The 23,576-nt window shown below is 67.5% G+C and carries 16 protein-coding genes and 2 pseudogenes; 8 read left to right on the forward strand and 10 right to left on the reverse strand.

Annotated features, from left to right (window positions below; all coding sequences use genetic code 11):
- Nucleotides 1-3 precede the first annotated feature (3 nt).
- The 3 genes from ShzoTeo12_RS02345 to ShzoTeo12_RS02355 all read left to right on the forward strand — a co-directional run bounded on the left by ShzoTeo12_RS02345 (nt 4) and on the right by ShzoTeo12_RS02355 (nt 4,039).
- Nucleotides 4-1,734, forward strand: a complete 1,731-nt coding sequence (locus ShzoTeo12_RS02345; protein ID WP_318911144.1) for an acetyl/propionyl/methylcrotonyl-CoA carboxylase subunit alpha — start codon at nt 4-6, stop codon at nt 1,732-1,734.
- An 88-nt stretch (nt 1,735-1,822) separates the two neighbouring features.
- Complete coding sequence (gene aguA, locus ShzoTeo12_RS02350; protein WP_318911145.1) at nt 1,823-2,935, forward strand: agmatine deiminase; 1,113 nt, start codon at nt 1,823-1,825, stop codon at nt 2,933-2,935.
- A gap of 12 nt (nt 2,936-2,947) precedes the next feature.
- Nucleotides 2,948-4,039, forward strand: a complete 1,092-nt coding sequence (locus ShzoTeo12_RS02355; RefSeq protein ID WP_318911146.1) for a polyamine ABC transporter substrate-binding protein — start codon at nt 2,948-2,950, stop codon at nt 4,037-4,039.
- Nucleotides 4,040-4,099: 60 nt separating this feature from the next.
- Here ShzoTeo12_RS02355 and ShzoTeo12_RS02360 read toward each other — a convergent pair whose 3' ends face one another.
- The gene (locus ShzoTeo12_RS02360) at nt 4,100-4,909 is read right to left on the reverse strand and encodes a LuxR C-terminal-related transcriptional regulator (RefSeq protein ID WP_318911147.1); all 810 of its coding nucleotides are present in this window, start codon (nt 4,907-4,909) and stop codon (nt 4,100-4,102) included.
- Nucleotides 4,910-4,949: 40 nt separating this feature from the next.
- Here ShzoTeo12_RS02360 and aguB point away from each other — a divergent pair, with 40 nt between their 5' ends.
- Entirely contained in the window at nt 4,950-5,828 is an 879-nt protein-coding gene (aguB, locus tag ShzoTeo12_RS02365) for an N-carbamoylputrescine amidase (protein WP_318911148.1), read from the forward strand.
- Between the two features lie 39 nt (nt 5,829-5,867).
- Here aguB and ShzoTeo12_RS02370 read toward each other — a convergent pair whose 3' ends face one another.
- Nucleotides 5,868-6,644, reverse strand: coding sequence for a glutaredoxin family protein (locus tag ShzoTeo12_RS02370; protein ID WP_318911149.1), 777 nt, complete (start codon nt 6,642-6,644; stop codon nt 5,868-5,870).
- Nucleotides 6,645-6,695: 51 nt separating this feature from the next.
- Here ShzoTeo12_RS02370 and ShzoTeo12_RS02375 point away from each other — a divergent pair, with 51 nt between their 5' ends.
- Nucleotides 6,696-7,100 (forward strand): MerR family transcriptional regulator, encoded by a 405-nt coding sequence (locus ShzoTeo12_RS02375; RefSeq protein ID WP_318911150.1) that lies wholly within the window; start codon nt 6,696-6,698, stop codon nt 7,098-7,100.
- A 796-nt stretch (nt 7,101-7,896) separates the two neighbouring features.
- Nucleotides 7,897-8,547: a GGDEF domain-containing protein gene (locus ShzoTeo12_RS28205; RefSeq protein ID WP_413251135.1), complete on the forward strand. Its 651-nt coding sequence runs from the start codon at nt 7,897-7,899 to the stop codon at nt 8,545-8,547.
- Nucleotides 8,548-8,919: 372 nt separating this feature from the next.
- Here the strand turns inward: ShzoTeo12_RS28205 and ShzoTeo12_RS28210 are convergent.
- The 8 genes and pseudogenes from ShzoTeo12_RS28210 to ShzoTeo12_RS02415 form a co-directional block, all read right to left on the reverse strand.
- Nucleotides 8,920-10,179, reverse strand: a pseudogene (locus ShzoTeo12_RS28210) (ice nucleation-like protein); the annotation flags it as partial.
- Between the two features lie 11 nt (nt 10,180-10,190).
- Nucleotides 10,191-14,741, reverse strand: a complete 4,551-nt coding sequence (locus ShzoTeo12_RS02385; protein WP_318911152.1) for an ice nucleation-like protein — start codon at nt 14,739-14,741, stop codon at nt 10,191-10,193.
- Nucleotides 14,738-15,313 carry a hypothetical protein gene (locus ShzoTeo12_RS02390; protein ID WP_318911153.1) on the reverse strand — a complete coding sequence of 192 codons (576 nt, stop codon included), beginning with the start codon at nt 15,311-15,313 and terminating at the stop codon, nt 14,738-14,740. Before ShzoTeo12_RS02390 ends, ShzoTeo12_RS02385 begins: the two co-directional genes overlap by 4 nt.
- A 164-nt stretch (nt 15,314-15,477) precedes the next feature.
- On the reverse strand, nt 15,478-16,257 hold the full coding sequence (locus tag ShzoTeo12_RS02395) for an anti-sigma factor (protein ID WP_318911154.1): 780 nt from the start codon (nt 16,255-16,257) through the stop codon (nt 15,478-15,480).
- Nucleotides 16,254-16,820, reverse strand: a complete 567-nt coding sequence (locus tag ShzoTeo12_RS02400; protein WP_119258137.1) for an RNA polymerase sigma factor — start codon at nt 16,818-16,820, stop codon at nt 16,254-16,256. Before ShzoTeo12_RS02400 ends, ShzoTeo12_RS02395 begins: the two co-directional genes overlap by 4 nt.
- On the reverse strand, nt 16,804-17,178 hold the full coding sequence (locus ShzoTeo12_RS02405) for a hypothetical protein (protein ID WP_119258228.1): 375 nt from the start codon (nt 17,176-17,178) through the stop codon (nt 16,804-16,806). Before ShzoTeo12_RS02405 ends, ShzoTeo12_RS02400 begins: the two co-directional genes overlap by 17 nt.
- Nucleotides 17,179-17,287: 109 nt before the next feature.
- Entirely contained in the window at nt 17,288-18,673 is a 1,386-nt protein-coding gene (locus ShzoTeo12_RS02410) for an FAD-binding oxidoreductase (protein WP_318911155.1), read from the reverse strand.
- 121 nt (nt 18,674-18,794) lie between these two features.
- Complete coding sequence (locus ShzoTeo12_RS02415) at nt 18,795-20,120, reverse strand: MFS transporter (RefSeq protein ID WP_119258139.1); 1,326 nt, start codon at nt 20,118-20,120, stop codon at nt 18,795-18,797.
- A gap of 311 nt (nt 20,121-20,431) precedes the next feature.
- On the opposite strand from ShzoTeo12_RS02415, the gene cyoA reads away from it, so the two are divergent.
- Nucleotides 20,432-21,490: a ubiquinol oxidase subunit II gene (gene cyoA, locus ShzoTeo12_RS02420; protein ID WP_413251112.1), complete on the forward strand. Its 1,059-nt coding sequence runs from the start codon at nt 20,432-20,434 to the stop codon at nt 21,488-21,490.
- A 78-nt stretch (nt 21,491-21,568) separates the two neighbouring features.
- A pseudogene (gene cyoB, locus ShzoTeo12_RS02425) lies at nt 21,569-23,573 on the forward strand (cytochrome o ubiquinol oxidase subunit I).
- Nucleotides 23,574-23,576 lie beyond the last annotated feature (3 nt).

Below are 23,576 nucleotides of genomic sequence, written 5' to 3' on the forward strand. Positions count from 1 at the left end.
GCCATGAAGAAAGTGCTGATCGCCAATCGCGGCGAGATCGCCGTGCGCATCCTGCGCGCCTGCCGCGACCACGGCCTCCAGTCGGTCGCCGTCTATGCGGACCCGGATGCCGACGCGCTCTTCGTGCGCCTCGCCGACGAGGCCTATGGCCTCGATGGCGTGCGCCCGGCCGAGACCTATCTCGACATCGACAAGCTGATCGCCATCGCCAGGCGCTCCGGCGCGGATGCTGTGCATCCCGGCTATGGCTTCCTCTCCGAGCGGGCGGAATTTGCCAAGGCCGTGCAGGATGCCGGCCTCATCTGGATCGGGCCCGATCCGCATGTGATCGAGGCGCTCGGCGACAAGGTCGAGGCGCGGCGCATTGCGACCAGCGTCGGCGCGCCGCTCGTTGCGGGCAGCGACGGCCCCGTCTCGTCTGCGGCAGAAGTGATCGCCTTTGCCGAGCAGCATGGCCTGCCGGTCGCCATCAAGGCGGCGCATGGCGGTGGTGGGCGCGGCATCAAGGTGGCCTGGAAGATGGAAGAGGTCGCCGACCTCTACGAATCCGCCGTGCGCGAGGCGACCGCCGCCTTCGGCCGCGGCGAATGCTTCCTCGAACGCTTCCTCGACCGCCCGCGCCATATCGAGGCGCAGGTGATTGCCGACAAGCATGGCAACGTGCTGGTGCTCGGCACCCGTGACTGCTCGGCGCAGCGCCGCAACCAGAAGCTCATCGAGGAGGCACCCGCGCCCTTCCTGACGCCGGAGCAGCGCGAGCGCATCCACGCCTCCGCCAAGGCGATCTGCGCCGCCGCCGGCTATTCCGGTGCCGGCACGGTGGAGTTCCTGCTCGGTGCCGACGGCACGATCTCCTTCCTCGAAGTGAACACGCGCCTGCAGGTCGAGCACCCGGTCACCGAAGAGACGACGGGCATCGACCTCGTCATCGAGCAGTTCCGCATCGCCGAGGGTAAGCCGCTGCGCGTCACCGAGACGCCGGAACCGCGAGGCCACTCCATCGAGTTCCGCATCAATGCGGAAGATCCCGGCCGCGGCTTCTTGCCGACGCCGGGCGCGATCACCGCCTTCGATCCGCCATCCGGCCCGGGCGTCCGCCTCGACAGCGGCGTCGTCACCGGCTCGACGATCCCCGGCGTCTTCGATTCGCTGATGGCCAAGCTCATCGTCACCGGCGCGACGCGCGAGGAAGCGCTGCGCCGCGCACGCCGGGCGCTGCGCGAATTCCGCATCGAGGGCGTTGCCACCGTACTGCCCTTCCACCGTGCGGCCATCGATACCGAGGACTTCATCGGAACGGACGGTTTCAAGGTCCATACCCGCTGGATCGAAACCGACTTCGCTGCCATGCCGGAAGCCGCAGCCCGGCCCGAGCCGGTTGCCGATCCCGCGTTGATCCGCACCCATCTCGAAATCGACGGCAAGCGTGTCTCGCTTGCGCTGCCGAGCCTGCTTCTGGCCGGCCTCGGTGCCGTGGGGCAGGGCACGGCATCCGCCGCGAGCGCGGGCAAGCCGGTTGATGACGGTATCGCCGCGCCCGTGTCCGGCACGCTGCTGCAGGCCTTCAAGATTGCCGACGGTGCGACGGTTGCGGAAGGCGATCTCGTCGCGGTGATGGAGGCGATGAAGATGGAAACGCAGGTTCTCGCCCCCCAGTCCGGCCGCCTGCGCCTGCGCGTCAAGGAAGGCGATTACCTTCAAGCGGGCGATACGCTGATGGTGTTCGAGGGCTGACCCGGCCCTCCCACCTGTCCCAAATGGGACATTGACCCGAAAGGGCTGCGCTTGCCTTAATCCCCCCGGATTTTCATTTGGGGGGAACATGGTACGCACGCTCACAAGCACGCCCAGGGTCGACGGTTTTCGCGCGCCGGGGGAATTCGAACCCAAGGCCGGCTGCTGGCTGATCTGGCCGGAGCGGCCGGATACCTGGCGGCTCGGCGCCAAGCCGGCGCAGAAGCTTTTTGCGAAGGTCGCTGCGGCGATCGCCGAGAGCGAGCCGGTCACCATCGCCGTCTCTTCCCGTCAGTGGCTCAACGCCCGCGCCATGCTGCCGGAGAGCGTGCGGCTCATCGAAATGACGACGGACGATTCCTGGCTGCGCGACAGCGGCCCGAACTTCGTCATCAACGACCATGGCGAGGTCCGCGGCGTCGACTGGACCTTCAACGCCTATGGCGGCAATGACGGCGGCCTCTATTCGCCCTGGAACCTCGACGATCTCGCCGCCCGCAAGGTGCTGGAAACCGAGGGCATGGCCCGTTACCGCTCGCCGCTGATCGCCGAGGGTGGCGGCCTGCAATGTGACGGCGAGGGCACGCTGATCACCACGGAACAGTGCCTCCTCAACCGCAACCGCAACGGCCATCTCGGCAAGGCGGCGGTGGAGCAGCAGCTCTGCGACTATCTCGGGCTGGAACATGTCATCTGGCTGCCGCGCGGCTTCTGCTTCGACGAGACGGACGGCCATATCGACGATGTCTGCTGCTTCGTGCGGCCCGGCGTGGTGGCGCTGAGCTGGACGGAGGATCGCGACGATCCGCAATACGAGATCGTGCGCGAAGTGGAGGAGGCGTTGCGCTCGGCCCGCGATGCGCGCGGCCGTTCGCTCGAACTGCACCGCATCTACCATCCCCGCCCCATCGAGATGACGGCGGAGGAGGCGGCGGGCGTCGACCAGGTCGACAGCACCTGGGCGCGCCCGGCCGGCAACCGTATCGCTGCTACCTACATCAACTATTATCCCGGCAATTCCGTCGTCGTCGTGCCGCAGTTCGACGACGAGAAGCCGGATCTTGCTGCGAAGGCCAAGCTCGCCGAGCTCTTCCCTGATCACCGGATCGTCGGCATCGACAATTCCCGCGAAATCCTGCTCGGCGGCGGCAATGTCGCCTGCATCACCCTGCCGGTCTATGCCGGCCAGACGAAAGCCTGACGGAGAAAAGCCATGCGCAGAACGCTCGTCTCGATCCTCGCCCTTCTCGCCGCTTCGGGCGGCGCGTGGGCGCAGGAGGAAAAGGTCGTCAACGTCTACAACTGGTCGGACTACATCGCGCCCGACACGGCGGAGAAATTCGAGAAGGAGACCGGCATCCGCGTCGTCTACGATGTCTATGACGGCAACGAGGTGCTGGAAACCAAGATGCTGACGGGCGGTTCGGGCTACGATGTCGTCTATCCCTCCGCCTATCCCTTCCTCAAGAACCAGGTGAAGGCCGGCGCCTTCCAGCCGCTCGACAAGGCGAAGCTTTCCAATATCGGCAGGCTCGATCCGCAGGCGCTCTCGCTGATCAGGGGCGCGGACCCGGACAATGCCTATGCCGTGCCCTACATGGCCGTCACCGACGGCATCGGCTACAATATCGAGGCGGTCAAGCAGCGCATGGGCGATGCGCCGGTCGATTCCTTCGCCATGGTCTTCGACCCTGCGATCGTGGAAAAATTCGCCGATTGCGGCGTCGCGATGATCGACGCACCGGCCGAGATCATTCCCATGGCGATGAACTATCTCGGCATCGACCCGCATTCGACCAGCCCGGACGACATCGCCAAGGTCGAGGACCTGTTGCTGAAGGTGCGCCCGCACATCCGCTATTTCCATTCCTCACGCTATATCAACGATCTCGCCAATGGCGACATCTGCGTCGTGCTCGGCTGGTCGGGCGATATCCTGCAGGCCAAGGCCCGGGCGGCCGAGAGCGAGAAGAAGCTGGAGATCGCCTATTCCATCCCCAAGGAGGGCACGCTCATCAACTTCGACACCATGGCTGTGCCGAAGGATGCGCCGCACCCGGAAAACGCGCTCGCCTGGATCGACTTCAACATGCGTCCGGACATCGCCGCGGCCAATTCCAGCTACGTCTCCTATGCCAACCCGATCCCGGAATCGCTGCCGCTGATGGACCAGGCGGTGGCGAAGGACCCCGGCGTCTTCCCGCCGGATGACGTGAAGGCCAAGCTCTTCGTGGTGGAATCGAGCGATGCGAAGCTGCTGCGCCTGCAGAACCGCATGTGGACGCACATCGTTTCGGGGCAATAGGCTTGGTGAGGGTTTCCCGCCGATTTGAGGAAAACGGCGCGGCGTTTCCCTTCTCCCCGTTTACGGGGAGAAGGTGGCGGCAGCCGGATGAGGGGCCGTCCCGGCCTCGCGCACGGCCGCCATCAGCTCGACCTGGGAATGGAGGCCGAGCTTGCGGTAGACGGTCTTGATGTGGTTGCGCACGGTGCCCGGGGCGATGGTGAGGTCGCGCGAGATCGTCTTGGCGCAGCCGCCGTCGATGAGGAGGAGGGCGATCTGGCGCTCGCGCGGGCTGAGGCCGGCAAGCGACAGCCGGCTTTCGCCGGATGGGCGCCATTGCCGCCAGAGCCGTTCGAGCACGAGGCGGGTGGCGTCGGCCGTCGCCTCGGCGACCGCGAGGTCCTCGGTGTCGAAGGGGCGGGCGCCGCGGCGGCGCAGATAGGTGACGAAGCCGGCGGCGTTGCGGTCGAAGTTGAAGACGCCGGTGATTTCGTCGAAGCTGCCGGAGGGCTCGTAGAAGTCGCGATAATAGGCGCTGGTGTGGAAATCGCCCTTGTCGAGCGCGGAGAGCGGCAGCAGGAAATCCTGCCGCGTGCCGGCGAAGAGCGGAAGAACGGGTCCTGCCGGTACTTGCGGGTATCGTAGTTGCGGTTCCAGTGGTCGGGATCGCGCTCGTAGATGGTGATCGAGGCGCTGTCGCGCAGGTAGAGACCGATATAGACTTGGTCGGAGGCGACGAGATGGCGCGCACCGGCCGTGAAATGGGCCGAGATCTCCTCGGGCAAGGTGGCGCTGACCGCAGCGGTGATGCCGCTGCTCCAGTGCCGGAGCTGCTCGAAGGTGAGGTCGGGTCGCATGGGGACAGGATAGACGGGGCGGCCGGGAATTCAAGCCGGACGGCCCGGAAGATCGGGAACAGGGAGACTTGAGAATGCGCAATGTCACGGTGGCCGCCACGCAGATGGCCTGCATCTGGGACGAGAAGGCCAATGTCGAGCGGGCCGAAGGGCTCGTCCGGCAGGCGAAGGAGAAGGGGGCGGACCTGGTGCTGATCCAGGAACTCTTCGCCGCGCCCTATTTCTGCCAGGACCAGATCCACGAATTCTTCGCGCTCGCCCGGCCCTTCGAGGGCAATCCGCTGATCGCGCATTTCGCAAGGCTCGCCGCCGAGCTCGGCGTCGTGCTGCCGCTCAGCTATTTCGAGCGCGCCGGCCAGTCCTATTTCAACAGCCTCGCGGTGATCGACGCGGACGGCCGGGTGCTCGGCAATTACCGCAAGAGCCACCTGCCGGACGGGCCGGGCTATATGGAGAAGTTCTATTTCTCGCCCGGCGATACCGGCTTCAGGGTGTGGGATACGCGCGCCGGCCGCATCGGCGTCGGCATCTGCTGGGACCAGTGGTTCCCGGAGGCGGCGCGCTCCATGGCGCTGCAGGGCGCTGAAATCCTGCTCTATCCGACCGCCATCGGCTCCGAGCCGCACGATGCGAGCCTCGATTCCAGCGCGCATTGGCAGCGGGTGATGCAGGGCCATGCCGGGGCGAACCTCATGCCGCTCGTCGCCTCCAACCGCATCGGCACGGAAGAGGGGCGCAACGGCACGAGCATCACCTTCTACGGCTCGTCCTTCATCGCCGATCCCACCGGCGCCAAGGTGGCCGAGGCTGACCGGACGACGGAGACGGTGCTGACCGCCACCTTCGACCTCGACGCCATCGCCCACCAGCGCCGCTCCTGGGGCGTCTTCCGTGACCGCCGCCCGGAACTCTACGGCCACCTCGCGACGCTCGACGGCCGCAGGCAAGCGTGAAGCAAGGGCACGGCGTCCATGGACGCCGTGCCTTTCTCATCACATGGCGTGGATGTAGCCGAGCGAGACGGCGGCCATCCAGATGGCCATGGCGATCATCATCAGGTTCTCCGTCAGCGAGATGAAGCCGAGCGGCACGTTGCTCGACCCGCCGACGCAGGCGCATTTCAGCTCGCGCCGGTCGATATAGACCGCCTTGAAGACCGAGGCCGCCCCGATGGTGCCGATGAAGAGCGCGACGGGAACCGAAAGCCAGGTAAGCGCGCCCGCCACCATCAGCACCCCGGCGAGCCCTTCCGCATAGGGATAGATATAGCTGTAGGGCACCCAGCGCTTCGCGAGCAGGTCGTAGTTGAGGAACATGGTGGCGAAGCTCTCGACATTCTGGAGCTTCAGCATGGCGAGGACGACCATCGAGAAGGCGATGAACCATTCGGCCGCGCGCAGCGTGAAGGGCGAGCCGCTGACCGCGAAGCTCGCGGCCATCGCCGTCAGCGCCGTCAGGGTGAAGAGCACGGCGACCGGGCGATAGGTGGTCGCCTTCGGGTCGGCGACCGGCTTGCCGAGATAGCGGCGAAGGTCGTCGTAGCCGCCGACGCGCTCCCCGTCGATGAAGACCTGCGGGGTGGTGGCGACATCGTGCTCGGCCTTGAAGGCGTCGGTTTCCGCGCGGCTCGTGAGGTGGCGGTCGTCGACCTCGTAGCCCGAGCGCCGCAGCAAGTCCTTTGCCTTCAAGCCGTAGGGGCAGGTGTGGCTGGGCATCACCATGCGGTAGAGGATGGCCTTGCGGCCGGCATTTCGTACCTTGTCCAACATCTCACGTCTCCTGTCTTGTGAAACCGTTGGCAGGACTATAGGTTCCGTACCATGGTACGGAGTCAACACCCTGAAGAGCTGACGATCGGAAAACTTGCTGCTGCCGCCCGTGTCGGCGTCGAGACCGTGCGATTCTACCAGCGCCGCGGCCTGCTTGCGACGCCGAGGCGCATCGACGGCATCCGCCGCTACGGCGAAGCGGACCTCTCGCGCCTGCGTTTCATCCGGCAGGCGCAGACGGCGGGCTTCACGCTGGAAGAGATCCGCCAGCTTCTCGCGCTCGATGCTGGCGAGGACCGCGCCGCGGCCCGCGAAATGGCCACCAGACGCCTTGCCGAGCTCGACGCGCGCATGGAGGACCTGCAACGCGCCAGGGCCTCGCTGCAGAAGCTCGTCTCGGAATGCGCCGTCGGCAGGACCGGCCCCTGTCCCATCCTGAAATCCTTCGAGGCGTGAGAAGCGCCACGCTTAACCTTCTGTTCGTCTAGTCTCGCAACAGGCGTTTAGGAGTCTCCCGCTAAGGTGCCGGCATGTTGCGCATGTTGCTTCTCGGCGCCGCGTTTCGTGCGCTGGCAGCTCCATCATGGGCCGCCAACGGTCTCCTGAAAGGAGCGCGTTCGGAATGGATGCGAAAACCATATTCACGATGGCGTCGATCATGGTGCTGGCCAACGGGGCCATCCTGACCGCCATGGGACGCGAACTGCCCGCCAGCCTCAGGCCCGCGGCGCGGCAGTGGTGTCTCGGCACGCTGCTGGTGGCGTTCGGATGCATCGTCTTCGCGCTCGGCGGCCCGCTGCCGCGGCCCCTGATGCTGACGGCGGCCAATGCGGGCTTCGCCTTCGGGCTGACGGCCTATTGCGTGGCGATCCGCCGGTTCCTGCGGCTGCCGGTCGGCGCGTGGCTGTTCCTGCCGGCGCTGGCGGCCTCGCTGGTCGTCGCCTGGTTCTCGGCGGTCATGCCGAACTTCCATGTCCGCATGGCGGTGGTTTCCGTCGTCTGGGTCGGGCTGATGGCGATGTGCGTCAGGGATCTCATGAACAGGGGCCGCGGCGAGGCTTCGCTCGCCCGTTCCATCCTCACCGCCATGTTCGCCGGCGTCGGCCTCTATGCGGCGGGGCGCTGCATGCTCTACCTCTTCGCCGACGTTTCCGAGAGCTTTGCCGTGGAAAGCGGCGGCAACTGGCTGAACGTGCTGTCGGCCCTGCTGATGACCACGCTGCCGGTCATGGGCACCACCGCCTTCCTGCTGATGTGCTCGGACCGGCTGCAGCGCGGTCTGGAGCGGGCCGCCGACACCGATTACCTGACCGGATTGCCGAACCGGCGCAGCCTCGCCCGGGCCGGCGTCGAGGCGTTTCTTTCGGCGCGGCAGGCCGGCGGCGGCCTCTGCCTCGCGGTGTTCGACATCGACAAGTTCAAGGCGATCAACGACACCTATGGCCACGATGCCGGCGACCGCGTGCTCGTCCATGTCGCGAACCGGCTGCGCGCCGGGCTGCGCCCCGCCGACCTGATCGCCCGCACCGGCGGCGAGGAATTCGTCGTCCTCTTCCGCGACATGGCGGAGGCCGACGGGCTCGCCATCGTCGAGCGGATGCGCGCGGCGGTGGAGAACGGTGGCTTTTCGGCGGATGGCGAAGGGATCGCCCTGACGGTCTCGGCCGGTCTCGCCGCGCGCGCGACCCGTGACGAGACCTATGACGACCTCCTGCGCCGGGCCGATGCGGCGCTCTATCGCGCCAAGGCGAATGGCCGCAACCGGGTCGAGGCGGCGCGGCCGGATGGAACAGCGGATGCCCGCCGGGTGCGGACCGCCCCGCCGGCCCTCGCCGCCGAGGACACTGCCTCGCTTGCGGTGAACCCGGAGGCCGGGTCCGCTCCGGTTCAGATCTCCAGATAGGACGAGATGATCGCCGCGATGTCGGATTGCGGATCGCTCGTCGTGGCGTCCGCCGTCGGCTCCGTGCTTTCCGTGGACGTTCCGCCCGTGCCCGACGTGCCGCCGGTCACCGGCGTTGCGGCGGGGCCGCGCGGCAGGGCGGCGACCTGCGGGGGTCATGGCGGCAAGCTGGGCGGGCGTGAAGGCATTGGCCTGCTCGCTGCTGAGGCCGGCGAGCGCCGCCGTGCTGAGGCCGAGCACCGCATTCGTGCCGAGGGCGACGATATGGTCCGGCGAGAAGGTGGCGAGGTCGTCCGCACCGAGCCCGGCCGTCTGCGTCGCCGTCATCGCGCCCGCCTGCTCGACCGTCAGCGCCGCCACCTGGGCCGTGCTCATGGCGTTCACCTGGCTGTAGGTCAGGGCCGCGATCTGGCCAGCGCCGAGGGCCGCGATGCTTTCCGTCGACAGCCCGCCGATCACCGCCGGGGAAAGGCCCTTGATGGCCGAGGGGCTCATCGCCGCCAGTTCCTCGGTCGAGATGGTCTGCATATGCGCCGGCGTCAGGCCGGCGGTGCCGGGCGAGCTGAGGGCGGCGATCTGCGCCATCGAGAAGGATTCGAGCTGGCCGGGCGAGAGCGCGGCGACCTGGGCGCTGCTGAGGCCGGAGATCGCGCCGGTGCCGAGTGCGGCGATCTCGGCGTCCGAAAGCGTCGCAAGATAGCTCGGCGGCAGGCCCTTGATGGCGCTGGAGCCGATGGCGGCGAGCTTGCTCGTCGAGAAGGTGTCGAGCGCCTCGCTCGAAAGCCCGCCGAGCGCCGCGGCCGTGAGGGCTGCGATCTGGCTGGCCGAGAGGGATTCGGCCTGCTCGAAGGTGAGGCTCGCGGCCTGCATGCCGGTGAGGCCGGCAATGCCGCTCGGGCTGAGCGCGGCGATCTGGCCCGGCGTCAGCGCCGCGATGTCCGCGACGGCGAGGGCGCCGACCTGCTTGGAGGTGAGCGCGTTGATCTGCGCGGTGGAGAGCGCGGCGATCTGGTTCGGGCTGAGGGCGCTGATCTGGCCCGTCGTCATGCCGCCGATGCCGGCGGGGCTCAGCGCCTCGATCTGCTCCGGCGAGAAGCCGGCGAGGATGGAGGCGGAAAGGCCGGCCATGGCCGCCGAGCCGATCGCCCCGATTTCCGCGGTGGTGAAGAGGGCGATGTCGGCGGCGTCGAAGGCGGCGATCTGGCGCGAGGTGAAGGCGCCGATCTGCGTCGCCGTCAGCGCCTCGACCTGATCGGCGCTGAGCGCGGCGATCTGCTCGCTCGTCATGCCGGAAATGCCGGCCGTGCCGAGGGCGGCGATCTGCGCCGTCGTCAGCGAGGCGATCATGCCGGTCGAAAGGCCGAGAATACCCCGCGAGCTGATGGCCGCCATGTCCGCGGCCGAGAACTGCGCGAGGTCGTCGGCGCTGAAGGCCGCGATCTGCTGCGAGCTGAGGGCGCCGACCTGCGTGTTGGTGAGCGCTTCGGCCTGCGCCGTGCTGAGGGCTGCGATCTGCGCCGTCGAGAGGGCCGCGACGCCGGCCGTGCTGAGGGCGGCGATCTGTTCGGGCGAGAGGGTGGCGATATTGGCCGTGGTCAGGGCAGCCACCTGCGTCGAGCCCATCGCCGCCATCTGCAGGCTCGTCAGCGCCTCGAACTGGCTCTCGCTGAAGGTGCCGATCTGCGCGCCGGTGAGCCCGCCGCATTCAGCGCGGCGACCTGGGCGGGGGTAAGCGCGGCGATCGCCGCCGTCGGCAGGCCCGCCACGGCCCGCGAGGTGATCGCGCTGATCTCGGCGGGCGTGAAGGTTTCTAGATTCGCGGGGCTGAAGGCGCCAATCTGCGCCGAGCTCAGCGCGGCGATCTGCGTTGCCGTCAGCGCCTCGGCCTGCAGCGGCGAGAGGATGCCGATCTGCGCCGAGGTCAGGCCGGCGATGCCGTCGGCATTGAGCGCGGCGATCTGGGCCGGCGTCAGCGCCGCGATGCCGTCAGCGCGCAGCGCCGCGACCTGCCGGGAGCCGAGCGCGCCGAGCTGCGCCGTGGTCATGGCCTCGATCTGCGTGCCGGAAAGCGCCGCGACCTGGTCGCTCGAAAGCCCGGAAAGGCCGGCGGCGCTCAGCGCCGCGATCTGACCGGTCGACAGCGAGGCGAGCATGGCGGTCGAAAGGCCCGCGATCGCGCCCGAGCCGATGGCCGCGATGTCCGCGGAGGAGAAGGTGTCGAGCTTGGCCATGTCCAGCGCGGCGATCTGGCGCGAGGAGAAGGCCGCGATCTGCGTCGGCGTCAGCGCCTCGGCCTGCGCGGTGGAGAAGGCGGCGATCTGCTCGGGCGTCAGGCCGGCGATGGCCGCCGCGCTGAGGGCGGCGATCTGCGCCGTCGAGAGCGTCGCGATATAGGCCGGGCCGAGATTGGCGATCTGCCGCGCATTGAGCGCGCGGACCTGATCGGCCGAAAGCGCATCGAGCTGGTCGCTGGAAAGGGCGGCGATCTGCTTCGTTCCGAGCCCGCCGATGGCGGCGGTGCTGAGCGCGGCGACCTGTCCCGTCGAGAGGGCGGCGATCACCTCGGTCGAAAGGCCGCCGATGGCATCCGAACCGATGGCGGCGATCTCGCGCGTCGAGAAGGTCGCGATGCCGTCGGATGTGAAGGCGGCGAGCTGCGTGGAGCTGAGCGCGCCGATCTGGCTCGTCGTCAGGGCTTCTGCCTGCGCGAGGCTGAGGGCGGCGATCTGCTTGGTGGTGAGGCCGGCGATGCCGGTGGAGCTGAGGGCGGCGATCTGCGCCGTCGAAAGGGCCGCGAGCGCCTCGGTCGAAAGGCCCGGCAGGGCGCCGGACGAGATGGCGGCCATTTCCTGGGTGGAGAAGGTCGCGATGTCCTCGGGGCTGAGGGCGGCGATCTGCGTCGAGCTCAGCGCCGCGATCTGCGTGCGGGTCAGCGCCTCGGCCTGCGCGGTCGTGAGGGCGGCGAGCTGCTGGGTGGTCATCGCGCCCATGGCGGCCGCGCTGAAGGCGGCGATCTGGGCGGTGGAAAGCGAGGCGAGCGTCGCCGCCGAAATGCCCTTGATGGCGCTGGCGGTGATCATCGATATGTCCTTCGTGGAGAAGGTCGCGATCTCCGCCGTGCCGAATTCGCCGATCTGGTCGGGATTCAGCGCGCCGACCTGGGCGCTGGTCAGCGCCTCGGCCTGGCTGGTGCTGAGCACGGCAAGCTGCTGCGAGGTGAAGCCGGCGATGCTGCCGGCATTGAGGGCCGCGATCTGCCCGGTCGTGAGGGCGGCGATCTGCGCCGTGCCGAAGGCGGAAATCTGCGAGGAGGTCAGCGCGGCCATCTGCCGTGTGCCGAGCGCGCCGATCTGCGACAGGCTGAGCGCGGCGATCTGGCTCGAGGTGAGGCCGGAAACGCCGGAGGCGCTGAGGGCGGCGAGATGGGCGTTCGACAGGGCGTCGAGGTCGGACGGATTGAGCGCCGCGACCTGGCCGGATGACAGGGCCGCGATCTGCGCGGTGGTCAGTGCGGCGATCTGGTCGGAGCCCAGCGCGCTTATCTGGCCGGAGCGCAGCCCGGAAACGGCCGCCGGGGTGAGGCCGGCGAGCTGTTCGGGGGTGAGCGCCTTCACATCCGTGTCGAGCGCGCCGGCCTGGGCGGCGGTCAGCGCCTTGAGATGGGCGGCGGAAAGCTGGCTGACCTGCAGCGGGCTCAACGCTTCGATCTGGTCGCTGGTCAGGCCGGTGAAGGCGCTGGTGCTGAGGGCGGCGATCTGCGCCGAGGTCAGCGAGGCGAAGGTGTCCGGGGCGATGCCGGAGACCGCGCCGCGGCTGAGCGCGGCGATCTGGGCGGTCGAGAGCGCGCGGATGTCCTGCGGTTCGAGCGCGCCGATCTGGGCGGAGGTGAAGCCGCCGATCTGCGCCGTCGAGAAGGCCGCGATCTGCTCGCTTGTCAGCGCCTCCATCTGCGAGGCGGTCAGGCCGGAGAGGGTCGTGCGGCTGAGGGCTGCGATCTGGGCGGTGGTGAGCCCGGCGATCGCCGCAGGGCTGAGGCCCGCGATGGCCTTGCTGGAGATCGCCGCGAGGTCTTCCGTCGAGAAGGTGGCGAGATCCGCCCCGCTGAGGGCGGAAAGCTGCGCGGAGGTCAGCGACTTGACCTGCTGCGAGGAAAGCGCCTCGATCTGCGCCGTGCTTAGCATCTCGATCTGGTCGGCCGAAAGGCCGCCGATCGCGCCCGTGCCGATGGCGGTGATCTGCCCGGTCGCAAGGGCCCTGAGGAAGGCTTCGCCGAGGCTGGCGATCTGCGCCGCCGTCAGGCCGCCGATCTGGCCGCTCGTGAGCGCGGCGATCTGGGCGGTCGAGAGTTCGGCGAGCGCTGCGCTGCCAAGGCCGTTGATGGACTTGGTATTGATCGCCGCCATGTCCTCGGTGGAGAAGGTCGCGATGCCCTCCGCGCCGAGCGCCGTGATCTGCTTGGCGTTCATTCCGCGGATCTGGTCGGGCGTGAGCGCCTCGACCTGGCCGGTGCTCAGCGCCGCGATCTGCAGGGTGGAAAGGCGCGCGACGACGCTCGGGCTGAGCGCGGCGACCTGCTCGGGCGACAGGGCGGCGATGGCCGAGGTCGGCAGGCCGGCAATGGCCTTGCTGTTGATCGCCGCGATCTGGGCGGGCGTCATGTCGGCCAGCACGGCCGGGTCGATGGCCGCGATCTGCGCGGCGTTCAGCGCCCCCATCTGCGAGGGAGAAAGCGCCGCGATCTGCTCCGTCTTCATCGCGCTGATCTGCGCCGTGGAAAGACCGGTGAGCGCAAGGGTGCCGAAGGCGCCGATCTGCTCGAGCGAAAGGGCGGCAAGGACGCTGCTGCCGATGCCGGAAACCGCCCTGTTGCTGAGGGCCGCGATATCGGCCGTCGAGAAGGTCGAGAGCGCATCGACGCTCAGCACGGCAAGCTGCGCGGCGGTCAGCGCCTTCACTTGCGTCGGGGTGAGGGCTTCGATCTGGCCGTTGTCGAGGGCGGCGATCTGCGTCGTCTTGAGCGCACCGATCTGGGCGGAGGTCAGCGCCGCGATCTGGCCGGTGGTGAGGGCGGCGAGCGCATCCGGGCCGAGGCCGATGAGCGCGTTGTTGCGGATCGCGGCGATGTCGCTGCTGGAGAAGGTCGAAAGCGTCTCCGGCCTGAAGGCGGCGATCTGCGCCGCGGTCATCACCTTGATCTGGGCGGGCGTGAAGGCCTCGACCTGGCTTTCCTCCAGCGCGGCGATCTGCGCCGGGGTGAGGGCGGCGACCGCCTTCGTGCTGAGCGCGGCGATCTGCGCCGGCGTCATGCCCGAAATGGTATCCGGGCTGAGACCGGCGACCGCGGCCGGCGAGAGGGCCGCGATGTCGGCTGTCGAGAAGGTGGCGATGCCGGCCTTGTCGAGGGCGGCGGCCTGGACGGCGGTGAAGCCCTTCATCTGCGTCGGGGTGAAGGCCTCGACCTGCGCCTCGCTCATGGCGCCGATCTGCGTGGCCGTGAGGCCCCGCACCGCCGCGCTGCCGAAGGCGGCGACCTGGCGGGTGGAGAGCGCCGCGATGCTGTCGGTCGTGAAGGCGGAGACCTGCAGGGCGGTGAGCGCCGCGATCTGCGCGGTGGAGAGCGCGCCGACCTGCTCGGTGCTGAGGGCGGCGATGGCCGCCGTGCTGAGCCCGGACAGCGATTTCGCCGAAATCGCGGCAAGGCTGTCGGTCGACATGCGCGCGAGGTCGTCGGCGCTGAAGGCGGCGATCTGCGCGGCGCCCATGGCGGCGAGTTGCCTGGATGTGAGCGCGGCGGTCTGGTCGGGCGTGAAGGCGGCGACCTGCGCGACCGAAAGGCTCTGGATGGCCTGAACGCTCAGCGCGGCGACCTGCTCTTCGGAAAGCGTCGCGATGGCGTCGGTGCTGAGTCCCGAAAGGGCCTTGGCCGCGATGGCGGCGATGTCCTCGGCCGAGAAAGTGGCAAGGCCGTCGGCGGAGATGGCGCCGAGCTGCTGGGCCGACAGGGCCTTGACCTGCGCGGGCGTCAGGGCCTCGACCTGCCCTTCGGAGAGCGCGCCGATCTGTGCGGTGGAGAAGCCGGTGATGGCGCTGCTGCTCAGCGCGGCGATCTGTTCGGCCGAGAACGCCTTGACCGCCTCTGCGCTCAGCGCCGCGATCTGCGCGGGCTTGAGCAGCGCGATCTGCGCCGTCGTCATCGCGGCGATCTGGTCGGGCGTGAGCGCTCGGTCTGGTCCGTCGTAAGGCCGGCGACGGCGAGCGGCGCAAGCGCGGCGACCTGTCCGCTGGAGAGCGCCGCCAGCGCCGCGGGGCTGAGGCCCTGCACCGCCTTGTAGCTGATCGCCGCCATGTCCTCGGTCGAGAAGGTCGCAAGGTCCTCCGGGGCGAGGGCCGCAAGCTGCGCGGTGCCCAGCGCCTGGACCTGCGACGGCGTCAGGGCCTCGGCCTGATCGGCCGAAAGCGCGCCGACCTGCGATGCGGTCAGCACCGCGACCTGGCCCGTCGTCAGGTTCTCGATGGAGGAATGGGTGAGCGCGCCGATCTGGTCGAGCGACAGGCCGATGATGGCGCCCTGCGAGATGGCGCTGATCTGGCCGTCGCTGAGAATGCCGATATCCTCGAGTTCCAGCGCCGCGATCTGCTTGGAGGAGAAGGCGCCGATCTGGCTCGTGGACAGCGAGGCCACGTCCTCGGTCGACCATTGCTGGATCGTCTCCGTCGAAAGCTGCCGGATCTGGCTGAGGCTGAGCGAGGAAACGATCGACGTCATGGCAAAATCCTGGGCAAAGTCCTGAAAGAAGGAAACGAAAACACACGTAAATGCACGATCCGGCAGCCTGCTCGATACAACCGTGAGCTTGCCTGAACCTGTAGGTGTGTCCTCGCCGGCCGGACGTGCCCGCCCGGCCCTTCGCTCCGCCCTTCCGGCGTCCCTCAGGTGGGGAACTGGCGGTAGCATTCCTCCGCGATCTGCTGCAGGACATCGCGGGAAATGTCGCCTGTCACGGCATAGCCGAGGTCCCCGTCGATCCAGTAGAAGGTCTCGATGCCGCTGGCGGAGGCGAAGCGGAAGCTCGTCGTGCGGTTGTCCCCGTTGCGCCCGACGAGGACGGTCACGCGCCGCCCGGCCTCGTTCTCATACATGAACATGGCGCCCGGCCTGTCGGCGACGGGAAGGAGGCGGCCGCCGACCAGCCGGAAGCCGATGGATTGCAGGCTCGGCACCTTGAGGTCCGGTATGGCGAGCCGCTTGCCGAGCCATGCGGCGAGATGCGTCTCCTCGTCGGCGAAGACTTCCACGGGATGGCGTACCTCGCTCGCATAGATGAGATAGGCGTTGCGCGCCTCCTGCGGCAGCGCGTCCATCGCCGCGACTTGCTGCGGCGGCGCTTCGAAAAGGGGCGGCACGAAATGGCCGGCAAGCCCGCCGAGCACGAAAAGGCCGGCCGCGGCGGCCGCCATGGCGAAGCGGCGGGAGCCTGCCCCTGCCGCCGCCGGCGACGAGACGAGACGGGCATCGGACGGGCGGGAAACGGCATGGCCGGCAAAGGCGTCGCGCAGGCTCTCGTTCTGCGCCTGCCAGTCGGCGACGAGCCGGGCGGCCTCCGGGTCCTCCGCCAGATGATCCTCGACGTGCCGGCGCTCCGCCTCATCGAGCAGCCCGTCGACATAGGCGTGCAGGTCGGGTTCGCCGATGGGTTGGCGCTCGCTCATCGTGGGCTCCGCAAATGAATGACGTTTTCCTCCTGCAGCCTTTGCCGCAGCATCTGCCGGGCGCGCGAAAGGCGCGACATGACGGTACCGACAGGGATTTCCAGGATCCCGGCGACCTCCTGGTAGGAATGGCCTTCCACGGCGACGAGCATCAGCACCGCCCGCGCCTCCTTCGGCAGGATCTCCAGTGCCTGCACCAGCCGGTTGCGCTCCAGCGGATCGGAAGGCGCGGCGTTCTCGGCCACGGCCTCGGCTTCCTCGATGCCGACGGAAGGCCGCCGCGCGACGGCCCGTTGCGCGTTGAGATGCAGGTTGGTCATGATCCGGTAGGCCCAGGCGCGAATGTTCGCGCCGCGCCATTGCGCGCGGTGGACGAGCGCCTTCTCCACGCAGTCCTGCAAGAGGTCCTCGCTCTCCGCGTCGGAGCGCGTCAGGCTGCGCGAATAGCGCCGCAACTGCGGCAGGAGGGCAAGGATCTGCGCCTCGAAGGCAGGGGGCGGGGAGGCGTCGCCTTCCCGCCCGCCGCCGTCGGTCATGGCGTGGGGATCACGGCCTTGCGACATTCCAGACGCCGTTCATGCCGTCGCCGGTCGCATCGCCTTCCTTGGTGTCCTTGGCCCAGTAGTAAAGCGGCATGCCGTCCTTCGCCCATTGCTTCGACCCGTCCTTGCGGGTGACGAGCGAATATGCGCCTTCCGCCTTGGCGTTGGAAGCGGCCTTGGCCGGCGGCCAGTTGGCGGCGCATTTGTCGTAGCAGGCGGACTTGCCGTGCTTGTCCTTCTTGAAGGTGTAGAGGGTCATGCCCTTTTCGCCGGCAAGCACCTCGCCCTTGTCGGTCTTCACGGTCTTGAACGGCTCTGCCGCAAAGGCGGTGCCGGCAAGGAGGGCGGCAGCCAGCGGGACGAGAACAAAGAGCTTCATGGTCTTCTCCATCGTTATGACGCGCTTCCGGAGCCGTCCATGCCAAGACACCGGACCCTGCCGGTTTATTCCGTCCCGCGATGGAAAAATGTAAGGACCCGCCGCCGGCTCAATGCCCGGTGATGCCGTCGGCGATGGCCGCGAGCTTCGACGTATGCTGGAGGCCCGCAAATTCCCGCGCATCTGCCATGCGGTAGAGCTGGTACATGGAATGGACGCCGAGCCAGCGGAAGGGCTCGGGCTCCCATGGGCGCACCGTGCGGTTGACCCAGGGAAGGCCGGTGAGTTCCGTTTCGCGCCGGAGCACGAGGTCGGCCAGGGTCCGCCCCGCGAGGTTGGAGGAGGAAACGCCCAGCCCGACATAGCCGCCGGCCCAGCCGATGCCGGTTTCCCGGTCGAAGCCCGCCGTCGTGCACCAGTCGCGCGGCACGCCGAGCACGCCGCACCAGGCATGTTCGATCTTGAGGGATTTCGTCTGCGGCAGGAGGCGGGTGAGGATGGCATGGAGGGCGTCGATGGTCGCCTGCTGCGTCTGCCCGTCGATATCGGTCCTCGATCCGAAGCGGTAGGGAACGCCGCGACCGCCCATGGTAATGCGGCCCTCGCGGGTGCGCTGAGCATAGCAATAGGCATGGGCCGCATCGCCAAGCAGTTCATGGCCTTCCCAGCCGATCTCCCGCCACAGCGCCTCGGGCAGCGGCTCGGTGACGATCTGTGCGCTGTTGAGCGGCAGCCACGTGCGCTCATAGCCCGGCAGGCCGGCGGTGAAACCCTCCGTGGCGCGGATGACGACCGGCGCGCGAACGGTGCCGCGCTCCGTCTCGACATGGCCCTTCGTGAAGCCGGTGACGGCGGTGCCCTCGAAGATGCGGACGCCGAGGCTTTCGACCACGTTGGCAAGGCCGCGCACCAGCTTGGCCGGCTGGACCCGCGCCATGTCGCGGATGACGAAGGCGCCCTCGACGCCGGCGATGCGGATGCGCCGCGCCGCTTCCTCCGCCGACAGCATCTCCATCCGGTCGGCCGGCATCTCCCAGTCGAGATAGAACTGGTATTCCTCGCGGGCGCGCTCCAGTTGCGGCCTGTTGGTGGCGACGGTGATGTTGTCGACGCGCAGGATATCGGCATCGATGCCCTCGGCCTCGGCGACGCGGATCACCTCGTCCACCGTGCCGGCCATGGCACGCTGCATGTCGACCACCGCGCCGCGCGTCGCTGTCTTGAGATACTTTTCCCGCGACCAGCCGAAGCCGCCGGAAAGCCAGCCGCCGTTCCGCCCCGAGCCGCCGAAGCCGGCAAATTCGCGCTCGACCACGACGATGTCGAGCGAGGGATCGGCTTTCTTCAGGTAATAGGCGGTCCACAGGCCCGTATAGCCGGCGCCGATGATGCAGACATCGGCCTCGCGGTCGCCGGGAAGGGCGGGGCGTCGTTGCGGGACGCCGCCGATATCGGCGTACCAGAAGGAGATGTTGCCGTTCGTCGTCACGTCCATATGCGCTGCCTTCGCTTCCGCCGTTCCTGACGTGAAGGCATATTGGCCGGCGGGGGCCTTGGCAATCGCCGGACGAAAAGGGCGCCCCGCGGGGCGCCCTCCGGATGCGGTGTGGAGACCGTTACTGCTGGTCGAGAACCTTCGTCAGGCTGAGGGCGGCGATGGTGCAGATCGCGCCGGAGATCAGATAGCCGCCGATGAAGATGATGCCGAAGCTGGAGGCGAGACCCAGCGCCACGAGCGGCGCGAAGGCGGCGCCGATCAGCCAGGCGAGGTCCGAGGTCAGCGCCGCGCCGGTATAGCGATAATACTGCGTGAAGCGCGAGGAGACGGCGCCGGAGGACTGGCCGAAGGTGAGGCCGAGGATGAAGAAGCCGATGAGGATATAGGCGTCCTGGCCCTTGCCGCCGGCATCGAGCAGGAACGGCGCGGAGAAGGAGAAGATCGCGATCAGGATCGCGCCGGCCATAAGCTGGTTGCGCCGGCCGATCCGGTCGGCGATGACGCCGGAAAGGATGATGCCGACCGCGCCGAAGGCCGCGCCCGCCACCTGCACCCAGAGGAATTCCGCCGCCGACTGGCCGCCCTTGAGCGTGACCCAGCTCAAGGGGAAGATCGTCACGAGATGGAACATCGCGAAGCTGGCGAGCGGCACGAAGGCGCCGAGCACGACGTCGATGGCGTGCTTGCTCAGCATCTCGAAGATCGGCCGGGCCTGCAGCTCCTGTGCCTCCATGGCCGCGCCGAACTCCTTGCTGGCGACGATGCGCAGGCGCGCGAAGAGCGCCACCACGTTGATGGCAAAGGCGACGAAGAAGGGATAGCGCCAGCCCCAGGCGAGGAAATCCGCCTCCGAGAGATTGCTGACGAAATAGCCGAAGAGGATGCTGGCCAGCGCAAAGCCGATGGGCGCGCCGAGCTGTGGGATCATCGCGTACCAGCCGCGATGGTTGGCCGGGGCGCTGAGGTTGAGCAGCGAGGCGAGGCCGTCCCAGGCGCCGCCGAGCGCGAAGCCCTGCCCGAGCCGGAAGAGCGCGAGGAGGGCCACCGCCCAGTAGCCGAGCGTGTCGTATCCCGGCAGGAAGGCGATGGAGGCCGTCGAGCCGCCGAGGATCACCAGCGCCACCGTGAGCTTCGTGCCGCGCCCGTAGTTCCGGTCGATCCACATGAAGACGAAGGAGCCGACCGGGCGGGCGAGGAAGGCGAGGGGGAACAGCGCAAAGGACATGAGCGTTGCCGCCACCGCATTGGGCGCGAAGGGGAAGATGAGCTTCGGGAAGACGAGGATGGAGCCGAGGCCGTAGACGAAGAAGTCGAAGAATTCCGACGTGCGGCCGATCACCACGCCGATGGCGACGCTGCCCGGCGAGAGCGGCTTGTCGTCCTGGTGCATGCGGCGGGCATCCCGCTCCAGACCGGACGATGTGGGATTGATGGCCGAACTCATGAACGCCTCCGCGTGGATTAGGGTCATGTCACTAGAATGTTGATCAATCGGCCTCGAAGATCAAGGACCGGCATGCGTCGCTTTGCCGGTGCCGAAATTGACAACGGGCATTTCTATTGCGCTAGTACAATCGCGCATCGACAGAAAGCCCCTGATTGTCTACCGTGCTGCGACAGAATGCTGCGCTGCGACGATGGACCTCATTTCCAACCGCCACCGCGCCCGACTATTGCCGACTAGACAGAACGCAAGTTGAGGCCGCAATGCCGAAGCAATTCAGTTTAGCCCGACACTCGATCACTTTGGCTCCCATGCTCGCCATCCTTTCCGGATGCAATATGGTCGTGATGTCTCCTTCCGGCGATATCGCCACGCAGCAAAGGGACCTGATCGTCATCTCGACGGTCCTGATGCTGCTGATCATCGTGCCGGTGATCTTCCTGACCCTCTTCTTCGCCTGGCGCTACCGCCAGTCCAACACGGCGGCCAAATACGATCCCGAATGGCACCATTCCACGGGCCTCGAGGTCATCATCTGGTCGGCCCCGCTCGCCATCATCATCGCGCTCGGGGCGATCACCTGGGTCAGCACCCACAAGCTCGATCCCTACCGCCCGCTCGACCGGATCGACGCCGCGCGGCCGGTCTCCGAAGAGACGAAGCCGATCACCGTCGAGGTGGTGGCGCTCGACTGGAAGTGGCTGTTCTTCTATCCGGACTACGGCATCGCCACGGTCAACGAGATGGCAGCGCCCGTCGACGTGCCGATCAACTTCAAGCTCACCGCCTCCTCGGTGATGAACTCCTTCTACGTCCCCGCGCTCGCCGGCATGATCTACACGATGCCGGGCATGGAGACGAAGCTGCACGCCGTCATCAACAAGGCCGGCGAATATGACGGCTTCTCGTCCAACTACAGCGGCGACGGCTTCTCCCATATGCGCTTCAAGTTCCACGGGGTGGACCAGGCCGGCTTCGACGCCTGGGTCGCGCAGGTCAAGCAGAACGGCACGGCGCTCAACCGCGACGCCTATCTCAAGCTCGAAAAGCCGAGCTCCAGGGAGCCGGTGCGCTACTACGCCTCCGTCGACGACGGGCTCTATGAGGCCGTGCTCAACATGTGCGTGCGCGAAGGCCAGATGTGCATGAAGGACATGATGCATATCGACATGATGGGCGGCGCGGGCAAGGAGAGCCAGGAGAACCGGGCGAAGCTCCAGCACGACAACCGCCACGCCGCCGGGGAGGGGACCGCCGCGACCTTCCCCGAGACCGGCAATCCCGCGCGCAGCGAGGAGCCGGCCGAGGGCGTCGAGGAGCGGCAGGACAAACCCGCCGCGATGGATCACGACGCGCACCAGTCGCACTAGACCTCATGGCGCCCGCCCCGGCGGCGGGTGCCCAAGGCCCGGACAAGGGCCGCATCTGAAACGATATTGGACGATCCCATGTTCGGTGACACCAGCCTCACGCATTTCCTCTTCGGACGGCTTACCCTGGAGGCGATCCCCTATCACGAGCCCATTCTCGTCGTGACCTTCGCCGTGGTGGCGCTGGGCGGCATCGCGCTCCTCGCGCTCATCACCAAGTTCAGGCTCTGGGGCTATCTCTGGAACGAGTGGTTCACGTCGGTCGATCACAAGAAGATCGGCATCATGTACATCATCCTCGCCATCGTCATGCTGCTGCGCGGTTTTTCCGACGCGATCATGATGCGCATCCAGCAGGCGATCGCCTTCAACGGCAGCGAGGGCTATCTGCCGCCGCATCACTACGACCAGGTCTTCACCGCCCATGGCGTGATCATGATCTTCTTCGTGGCGATGCCCTTCGTCACCGGCTTCATGAACTATGTCGTGCCGCTGCAGATCGGCGCGCGCGACGTCTCCTTCCCCTTCCTCAACAACTTCTCCTTCTGGATGACGACGGCCGGCGCGATCATCATTATGATGTCGCTGTTCGTCGGCGAGTTCGCGCGCACCGGCTGGCTGGCCTATCCGCCGCTGTCGGGCGCGGACTACAGTCCCGGCGTCGGGGTCGACTATTACATATGGGGCCTGCAGGTGGCGGGCGTCGGCACGACGCTGTCCGGCATCAACCTCATCGCGACCATCGTGAAGATGCGCGCGCCGGGCATGACCTTCATGAAGATGCCGATCTTCACCTGGACCTCGCTCTGCACGAACATCCTGATCGTCGCGACCTTCCCGATCCTCACCGCCACGCTCGCGCTGCTCTCGCTCGACCGCTATGTCGGCACGAACTTCTTCACGAACGACCTCGGCGGCAACCCGATGATGTATATCAACCTCATCTGGATCTGGGGCCACCCGGAGGTCTACATCCTCGTGCTGCCGGCCTTCGGCATCTTCTCCGAGGTGGTGGCGACCTTCTGCGGCAAGCGCCTCTTCGGCTATGCCTCGATGGTCTATGCGACCTGCGTGATCATGATCCTCTCCTACCTCGTGTGGCTGCACCACTTCTTCACGATGGGCTCGGGCGCCTCGGTCAACGCCTTCTTCGGCATCACCACCATGATCATTTCGATCCCGACGGGGGCGAAGATGTTCAACTGGCTCTTCACCATGTATCGCGGGCGCATCCGCTACGAGGTGCCGATGCTGTGGACGGTCGGCTTCATGGTGACCTTCGTCATCGGCGGCATGACGGGCGTCATGCTCGCGATCCCGCCGGCCGACTTCGTGCTGCACAATTCGCTGTTCCCTCATCGCCCATTTCCACAACGTCATCATCGGCGGCGTGCTGTTCGGGCTGATGGCGGGCGTCGTCTACTGGTTCCCCAAGGCCTTCGGCTACAAGCTCGATCCCTTCTGGGGCAAGATGAGCTTCTGGTTCTGGCAGATCGGCTTCTTCTTCGCCTTCATGCCGCTCTACGTGCTCGGCCTGATGGGCGTCACCCGCCGCGTCAGCCAGTTCGAGGATCCCTCGCTGCAGATCTGGTTCGTCATCGCCGCCTTCGGCGCCGTCCTGATCGCGCTCGGCATCGCCTCCTTCATCGTCCAGCTCGTCATCAGCTACCTGAGGCGCGACCAGTTGCGCTGCGACAGCGGCGATCCGTGGGACGGCCGCACGCTGGAATGGTCGACCTCCTCGCCGCCGCCGGACTACAACTTCGCCTTCACGCCCGTCGTGCACGACCACGACAGCTGGTACGACATGAAGAACCGCGGCTATGTGCGCCCGCTGGAAGGCTTCAGGCCGATCCACATGCCGAAGAACACCGGCACGGGCGTCATCCTCGCCGGGATCAGCACGGTGCTCGCCTTCGCGCTGATCTGGTACATCTGGTGGCTGGCGGCGCTCTCCCTCATCGCGATTATCGCGGTGTCTATCGCCCATACCTTCAACTACGACCGCGACTTCTTCATCCCCGTCGAGACGGTGACGGCGACCGAGGACGCGCGCACGAAACTGCTGCAAGAACGGACCTGAGCC

The sequence above is a fragment of the Shinella zoogloeoides genome, from assembly GCF_033705735.1.
GTDB lineage: Bacteria > Pseudomonadota > Alphaproteobacteria > Rhizobiales > Rhizobiaceae > Shinella > Shinella zoogloeoides_A.